Below are 825 nucleotides of genomic sequence, written 5' to 3'. Positions count from 1 at the left end.
GTGCAGGTCGTGTGGGAGAAGTTCTGCCGCTACTGGGAGGTGGAGCCGCGCTATATCCCCATGCGCGAGGGCCGCTACGTGATCACCCCCGAGGAAGTGACCAGCCGCGTCGATGAAAACACCATCGGGGTGGTAGCCATACTGGGCACCACCTTCACCGGCGAGTTCGATCCCATCCAGGCCATCCACGATACCGTCCTGGCCTATAACGCGGCCCACGGATTGGCCGTGCCGCTGCATATCGACGCGGCCAGCGGCGGCTTCGTCGCCCCGTTCATCCACCCCGAACTGCGCTGGGACTTCCGTCTGCCCAACGTGGTCTCAATCAACACCTCGGGCCACAAGTACGGGCTGGTATACCCGGGTGTCGGCTGGGTACTGTGGCGTGACAGGAAGCACCTGCCGGACGACTTGGTCTTCCACGTGAATTACCTGGGCGGGGACATGCCCACCTTCACGCTGAACTTTTCGCGCCCGGGCAATCAGGTCATCGGACAGTATTACAATTTCCTGCGACTGGGCCACGCAGGCTACGCCCGCATCATGCAAACGCTGCAGGAAACGGCCACCGAACTGGCCGAACGCATCGAAAAACTCGGTCATTTCGAGCTGCTGAGCCGGGGCGACACCATTCCCGTATTCGCGTTCAGGCTCAAGGATACTTCGAGGTATTCGGTATACGACGTTTCTGAGCGCCTGCGCGTGCGCGGCTGGCAGGTGCCGGCCTACACCATGCCGCCCGAGGCAGAATCCGTCGCTGTACTCCGCATCGTGGTACGCGAGGGATTCTCACGCGACATGGCCGATCTGTTGCTCGACGATCTC

1 protein-coding gene is annotated in these 825 nt (G+C 61.9%); it reads left to right on the top strand.

Features of this window, described 5'->3' with window-relative positions:
• The coding region (locus ACS8YF_RS19675; RefSeq protein ID WP_440851784.1) for a glutamate decarboxylase at nucleotides 1-825 on the top strand (825 nt) is incomplete at both ends.

It is taken from the genome of Salinisphaera sp. SWV1 (genome assembly GCF_052044155.1).
GTDB lineage: Bacteria > Pseudomonadota > Gammaproteobacteria > Nevskiales > Salinisphaeraceae > Salinisphaera.
The sequence above is the reverse complement of the archived record's forward strand: the minus strand, read 5'-3'. Positions and strand labels throughout refer to the sequence as shown.